Consider the following 6316-nt stretch of genomic DNA (forward strand, 5'->3'; position numbering starts at 1 on the left):
CGTTGGGGGTGGGAAACTCTTGCTGTCAAGAATCGCGGGGAAGACCTGTTGTCACCTTCACTTGCCGGAGCCGGGGAGGTCTGGTTCATGCTGGGCGGCATGTCCGTGACCAAGCCCCGCGCCGCATCGATGTACGTCGACCTGGACCGCGACGCGTGGCGCGAGCTCCGGGACTCCACGCCGATGACGTTGACGGCGGAGGAGGTGGAGCGGCTGCGGGGGCTGGGAGAACAGCTGGACATCCACGAGGTGGAGGACGTCTACCTGCCGCTGTCGCGCCTCCTGCACCTGCAGGTGGCGTCGGCGCAGTCGCTGTGGGCGGCGCAGCAGGCGTTCATGGGGCACTCGGTGCGCAAGGTGCCGTTCATCATCGCCATCGCGGGGAGCGTGGCGGTGGGCAAGAGCACCACGTCGCGCATCCTCCAGGCGCTGCTGGCGCGCTGGCCGGATCATCCGCGCGTGGCGCTGGTGACGACGGACGGCTTCCTGCATCCCAACCGGGTGCTGGCCGAGCGGGGCATCATGAACCGCAAGGGCTTCCCGGAGAGCTACGACCGCCGCGCGCTGGTGCGCTTCCTGGCGGAGCTGAAGGCGGGGCGCGAGGAGGTGACGGCGCCGGTGTACTCGCACCTCGTCTACGACATCGTGCCGGAGGAGGCGCAGTCCATCCGGCAGCCGGACATCCTCATCCTGGAGGGGCTCAACGTCCTGCAGACGGGGCCGGTGGAGGGCGGGCGGCTGCCGCACACGTTCCTGTCGGACTTCTTCGACTTCTCCATCTACGTGGACGCGACCGAGACGGACATCCGCCACTGGTACGTGGAGCGCTTCCTGCGCCTGTGGGAGACGGCGTTCCGCGACGAGCGGTCCTTCTTCCGGCGCTTCTCGGAATTGACGCGCGAGCAGGCCATCGCGCGGGCCGCGTCGGTGTGGGCGGAGATCAACGGGCCCAACCTGGCGGAGAACATCGCGCCCACGCGTTCACGGGCGCGGCTCATCCTGGTGAAGGGCAGCGACCACAAGGTCCGCCGCGTGCGGATGCGCAAGCTTTAGCGGAGGGAGGACGAACATGGCGCCACGAATGGGGTCGCTCTGGGACGCGGTGGGGAACACGCCGCTGTTGCGCATTGGCTCGCTCAGCCGTCAGACGGGCTGTGACATCGTCGCCAAGGCGGAGTTCATGAACCCGGGCGGCAGCATCAAGGACCGGGCCGCGAAGGGCATGATCCACCGCGCGGAGGCCACGGGGCAGCTGAAGCCCGGCGGCACGATCGTCGAAGGCACCGCGGGCAACACGGGCATCGGCCTGGGCTTGCTGGGGCGCGAGCGCGGCTACCGGGTGGTGGTGACGATGCCGGACAACCAGGCGCGTGAGAAGTACGAGCTCCTGGAGGCCATGGGCGTGGAGGTGCGGCGGGTGCCGGCGGTGCCGTTCTCCAATCCCTCGCATTTCTTCCACCAGGCGCGGGTGCTGGCCGAGGCGAACGGCTGGGCGTGGATGAACCAGTTCGAGAACACGGCGAACGGCGACTTCCACTACGAGACGACGGGGCCGGAGATCTGGGAGCAGGCGGAAGGCAAGGTGGACGTGCTGGTAGCGGCGGTGGGCAGCGGCGGCACGCTGTCCGGGACGAGCCGCTACCTGAAGGAGAAGAACCCGGCGTTGCGCGTGGTGTTGGTGGATCCGCCGGGGTCGGGGCTCTACTGCCAGGTGCGCACGGGGAAGATGGAGACGGCGGGCAGCTCCATCACGGAAGGCATCGGCATCATGCGGCTGACGGAGAACTTCCGTCAGGCGCGCGTGGATGAAGCGATGCGCCTGGAGGACCAGGACATGCTGGAGATGCTCTACCACCTGGCGCGCGAGGACGCGCTGGTGGTGGGCACCTCCGCGGCCCTCAACGTGCGGGCCGCGTGGGAGGTGGCGCGCAAGCACCAGGGGCAGGGGCTGCGCATCGTCACGTTCCTGTGCGACCACGGCAGCCGCTACGCCTCCAAGGTGTTCAACCCGGAGTTCCTCGCGTCAAAGGGGCTCACGGTGAAGCCGCTGTCGGCGGTGTGAGCCCTACTGGCTGGCGACCACCTTGAGGGTGGGCTCCGCAGGCGCCTCCTCCTTGGCGGTGAGGGACAGCTCCAGGCTCCGGGCCACCAGCGCCTTGAGCGCCCACACCTCGGGAATCGACTGGATGTAGACCCGGCTCACACCGAAGGCCGCGGGGGAGGCTTCGACTTCAAACCCCGCGGCGAGGGTCTTCGCTTCGTCGACGGGAACCCAGGTGGCAAGGCTCTTGCGCTTGCCATTGCCGAAGAATCTCACGAACCACTTCGTGGGCCTCTTGAAGGACACGTTGAAGTAGCTCGCGGTGTCCCGGTAGAGGACGTCCTCGGCCGCGTGGCCGTTCTTGGTGCAGATGTCCCGGATGACGCCGAAGAAGGACAGCTCCTCCTCGGTGGTCTCCACGGTGGGGCGTCCCTTGTCGTCGCCCATGGCGCGGGGCTCCGTGTCGAAGGGCCTGGCGCTGTCGGCTTTCACCACGTTGGGGCCTTCCTTGGCGGCGGAGGGTTCCACGCCTTCGTTCAGCCGCTGGATGCGCTCCTTGAGCTTGTCGAGGAAGTCATCGCCCATGACGCGGAGGAGGGTGGGCTCGATGGCCTCCTTCGCGACCTCCGCGAGGCGTTCCATCACGGCGGTCGTCCGCTTCCCCTTGTAAATGTCCTCGGTGAGCCACTTGAGGAAGCCCTCGTGCTCGCCGGGGGATTTCAGGGCGGCGGACAGCTTGTCGATCATCCCCTGGCGGTAGCGGCTGTTCTCCGCGTCGGTGATGAGCGTCGTGGCGTTGAAGGATTCGCGGCTGAACTTGGAGAGGAACTTGGCGACCTTGGCCCAGTCCGACTTCGTGTCCTCCAGGGAGAACGTGAAGAAGGGCTCCGGGTCCATGACGTTGGGGTTCTCCAGGTCGCCGAAGAACAGGTAGTGGCACCCATCCGTGATGATGCCGAAGTGGAGTTCCGGGAGCTGGGAGAGGTAGCGGGCCAGTTGCTGGGCGCGTGACTTGAGGTCCGTGCCCAGGGGTTTGGTCTCGATGACGATGAGGGGCTTCAGTCCGGTCTGGTCGAAGATGGCGAAGTCCATCCGGTCCGGGAGCTTCTTCCCATCGCCCTGGACGAAGTCCGCCGAGTATTCGAGACGCACCTCCCGCGGAAGACCGGGGTCGTAGCCAAGCAACCGGATGAAGGGGACCACCAGGGCCTGCTTGGCGGTCTCTTCGTTGGTGATGAAGTTCTTGGAGTCCTGATAGCGCTTGACCAACTCCAGCAATTGATTCGCGTCCACGGTGGTCCCCCCAGCAACCCGTCGAAGGCGGGCTCCGGGAACAACAATCCTGGCGAGTGTCTTTGTCCATACCTCCTTCGAGTGAGGTGGCGCTTCGGCGGAACGACTGACTGATGCGGATCAGCCTGAAGAAGGAGCCGTTCCGCGCGGTACTTCGCGTGGTTCGTCGCCTCGTTCCGACCGGCTCCCGCAGTGACTCCTGTTGTTCTCGCTCGCCGTGCTTGCCCCCGCTACGTCCTCCTCAACGCGCTCATGACCGGGCTCGCTGCAGGTAGGCTCCATGGCGGCTGGACGATGCATCGCGCCACCGTTCGGCTCCATGGGGATCGCCTCCTCTTCACGAGGGTGGGATGCAGCCCCGCGCACCGTGGTGTCATCGACGGTGGGCGCGAGGCCGTCGAGGCCACGTTCCTCCATGCAGGGACGTGCCTCCAGCGCCTCGTCCTGCGCGGCGACTGACGCGGAAGCTTCGAGGAGGCTCTCCTCGGCGTGGGAGTCCTCGGGGGACACATGCTCCGGAGAGGCAGGGGCGAAGGCGTCCAGCACGCCCTCATCACATGCCTTCAGCAGCGCCGGCAGTTGGTGCGTCAGCGCCTGTACGTCGCGGTCGCCCAGGGCGTGCATCGCGCATATGGCCCACTGGCGCAGCGACTCGCCGCCCATGAGGAGCTGCAGCCGTGCGGCATTGCCCCTCATGGCCCGTTGCAGTGACTGGATGAGGAGCAGGTGCCCGGGACGGGCTGCTGCCTGTGCCGCCAGGCGTAGCAACTCGAATTCCAACTGTGCGCAGCGTGCCCCTGGCTCCCAGTGCGCCGCATCCCAGAGCGCGTAGCAGGTGGACTCCAACTGGCTCACTTGCGCCTCGGAGGCACTCGCGCAGCAGTCGGCCAGGAGTTCCACCAGCACCTGCCGCTTGAGGCTGAAGAAGCCCTCCAACAGCCGCCGGCACTCCTCTGAACGCTCGTCATGCAGCGCCAGGCCCAGGTTCTCCAGTGTCAGCGACTCATCCAGTGCCACCGCGCGCGTCTTGCGTCCGGAGCGTTGCACCACCAGCCCTCGCGCCGCCAGCCGCCGCAGCGCCTCGCGCACGGTGCCCCGGCAGCACCCGAACTCACGCGCCAGCTTCTCTTCCGAGCCGAACTGCCCCCTCGGCAGCATCCCCAGCGAAATCGCGCGCTCGAGTTGCTCCTCTACGTATGCCACGAGCCCCACCCGCACCATCACCGCCACCCTCCTTGCCCCAGCCACGCCCATCCAACCAGACGGGTCTGACATGGACGGGCGGGCACACCGGTTTCGTCGGCTGCCGGAACAGCGCGGCCTGGGGCGTCATGCGGCGCAAACCTGTCCGACTGTCGGACAGGTTCGCGCAAAGCGCGCCCGGCAGACGCCCCTGCCGGTGGCCCCGTGCTCAGGCGGCACGGCGTTCCAGGCGTCGCATCAATCCGTGGCGTTGGCGTAGATTGTGAATAGCAATTCCGCCTTGATTCCCAGCAGCGCGGTCACGGTGTTGATCGGGACAGGAAACAACGCTTCATGCGGCTTGTCTCCGGCCTGGATTCCGATGTTCGTCGTCCGCGCGTCGCAAGCACCCCCAATGCTTGCGCGCGTCCGCTGGGAGGTCCTCCACCAGCTGGGCAATCCATCTCAATCCCTTGTCCAGGGTTCGCGGCGGAGCCCGCTGCTCCAGGGTGGCCTCGGTGCCGGTCAGTCGGAGGACGACCCTGGACGGCTCCATCACTCGAACCAGGTCGCGAACTCCCGGGGTGCCGCGGAGGTCGAGGTCGACGTTGAGGAATCGAGTTTCGGAGGAATTCATGTTGGCTCCAGGGGACTGCACACCCATGGCAGAGCGGGCACTCTTGGCATACGGAAACCCTGAGCGGTCGTTTAGGATGCGCGCCGTCCTCTTCCTTCACGGAGCTTCGATGGTGCGCACCCGGTTCGTAGGTCTCCTGGCGTTGCTGTTCGTCGCGGTCCCTCTTGTGTCGGGGGCTCAGGAGGCCGTAGCTCCGGCGGCGGTGGCCTCCGGCGATGAATCGACGCATCAAGCGCTGCGCGCCATCAAGCAGGACATGGAGGACGCGCTCAACAAGCAGGACCTGGACCGGTTGCTGTCGCACCTGCACCCGGACGTCGTGTTCTCCACCATGAACAACGACGTCCGCGTGGGGAAGGACGCCATCCGCGCTTACTACGCGCAGATGCTGGGCGGCCCGGACAGCGTCGTGAAGAAGGTCACGGCGAAGTTCGACGTGGATGCGCTCACGCGCCTGTATGGCAACTCGGGCGTCGCGTATGGCTCGTCCCTGGACCACTACATCCTGAACGACGGCACGGATCTGGTCGTCAACGGACGGTGGACCTGCACGCTGGTGAAGGAGGGCGACCGGTGGCTCATCGCCGCGTTCCACTACTCCACCAACGTCTTCGACAACCCCCTGCTCACCAAGGTGAAGAACGCCGCCATGGGCTTCGGGGCACTGGTCGCGGTCGCCGCGCTCGCGGCGGGGTTCTTCATCGGACGTCGGGGACGCCGGCCGGCGACAGCTTGAGCGCGAGCCGCATGGGCTGGCGCTGGCCGTAGGTAAGCGAGCGCCACAGCCACTCGGCCGGACCGAAGCGGAAGCGCGACAGCCACCACTGGCTGAACGGGACCTGGAGCACGAACACCACCATCGTCAGCGCCACGCAGCGTGACGGCGGCAGCTTGCCGACGAGCCCCAGCCCCCAGCCGTCGTAGAGGCAGAGGCTCACCACCGTCTGCATCAGGTAGTTGGTCAGCGCCATGCGCCCCACCGGCGCCAGCACGCCCAGCCACCGGCGCCAGCGCTCCTTCTGGAAGAGCAGGGCGAAGGCGGCCACGTAGAACGCGGCGAGGCCCAGGTAGCCCAGCTCCTGGATGGCGGACAGGGTGAACATCCAGTGCGCCTTCGACGGGTCCAGCAGTCCCGCGAGGCGCAGGTGCTGCACCACCACCCC

General features: G+C 67.1%; 6 protein-coding genes. 3 read left to right on the plus strand and 3 right to left on the minus strand.

The features are described 5' to 3' along the window. The first annotated feature begins 99 nt into the window (after positions 1 to 99). Entirely contained in the window at positions 100 to 1053 is a 954-nt protein-coding gene (gene coaA / locus D7W79_RS37085) for a type I pantothenate kinase (RefSeq protein ID WP_120529999.1), read from the plus strand. Between the two features lie 16 nt (positions 1054 to 1069). Then, positions 1070 to 2062 carry a cysteine synthase A gene (locus D7W79_RS37090; RefSeq protein WP_120529995.1) on the plus strand — a complete coding sequence of 331 codons (993 nt, stop codon included), beginning with the start codon at positions 1070 to 1072 and terminating at the stop codon, positions 2060 to 2062. 3 nt (positions 2063 to 2065) lie between these two features. On the opposite strand, the gene D7W79_RS37095 is transcribed toward D7W79_RS37090, so the two are convergent. Together D7W79_RS37095 and D7W79_RS37100 are read right to left on the minus strand one after the other, a co-directional pair. Then, positions 2066 to 3334 carry a type I restriction enzyme HsdR N-terminal domain-containing protein gene (locus D7W79_RS37095; protein WP_120529996.1) on the minus strand — a complete coding sequence of 423 codons (1269 nt, stop codon included), beginning with the start codon at positions 3332 to 3334 and terminating at the stop codon, positions 2066 to 2068. Between the two features lie 120 nt (positions 3335 to 3454). After that, positions 3455 to 4555 carry a FadR/GntR family transcriptional regulator gene (locus tag D7W79_RS37100; protein WP_120529997.1) on the minus strand — a complete coding sequence of 367 codons (1101 nt, stop codon included), beginning with the start codon at positions 4553 to 4555 and terminating at the stop codon, positions 3455 to 3457. Positions 4556 to 5262: 707 nt separating this feature from the next. Between D7W79_RS37100 and D7W79_RS37105 the strand changes: the two genes are divergently transcribed. Further along, positions 5263 to 5889, plus strand: coding sequence for an SgcJ/EcaC family oxidoreductase (locus D7W79_RS37105; RefSeq protein ID WP_120529998.1), 627 nt, complete (start codon positions 5263 to 5265; stop codon positions 5887 to 5889). Here the strand turns inward: D7W79_RS37105 and D7W79_RS37110 are convergent. Further along, the coding region (locus D7W79_RS37110; protein ID WP_147442244.1) for a DUF418 domain-containing protein at positions 5852 to 6316 on the minus strand (465 nt) is incomplete at its 5' end. The genes D7W79_RS37105 and D7W79_RS37110 overlap by 38 nt on opposite strands.

The sequence above is a fragment of the Corallococcus exercitus genome, from assembly GCF_003611585.1.
GTDB classification, from domain to species: domain Bacteria; phylum Myxococcota; class Myxococcia; order Myxococcales; family Myxococcaceae; genus Corallococcus; species Corallococcus exercitus.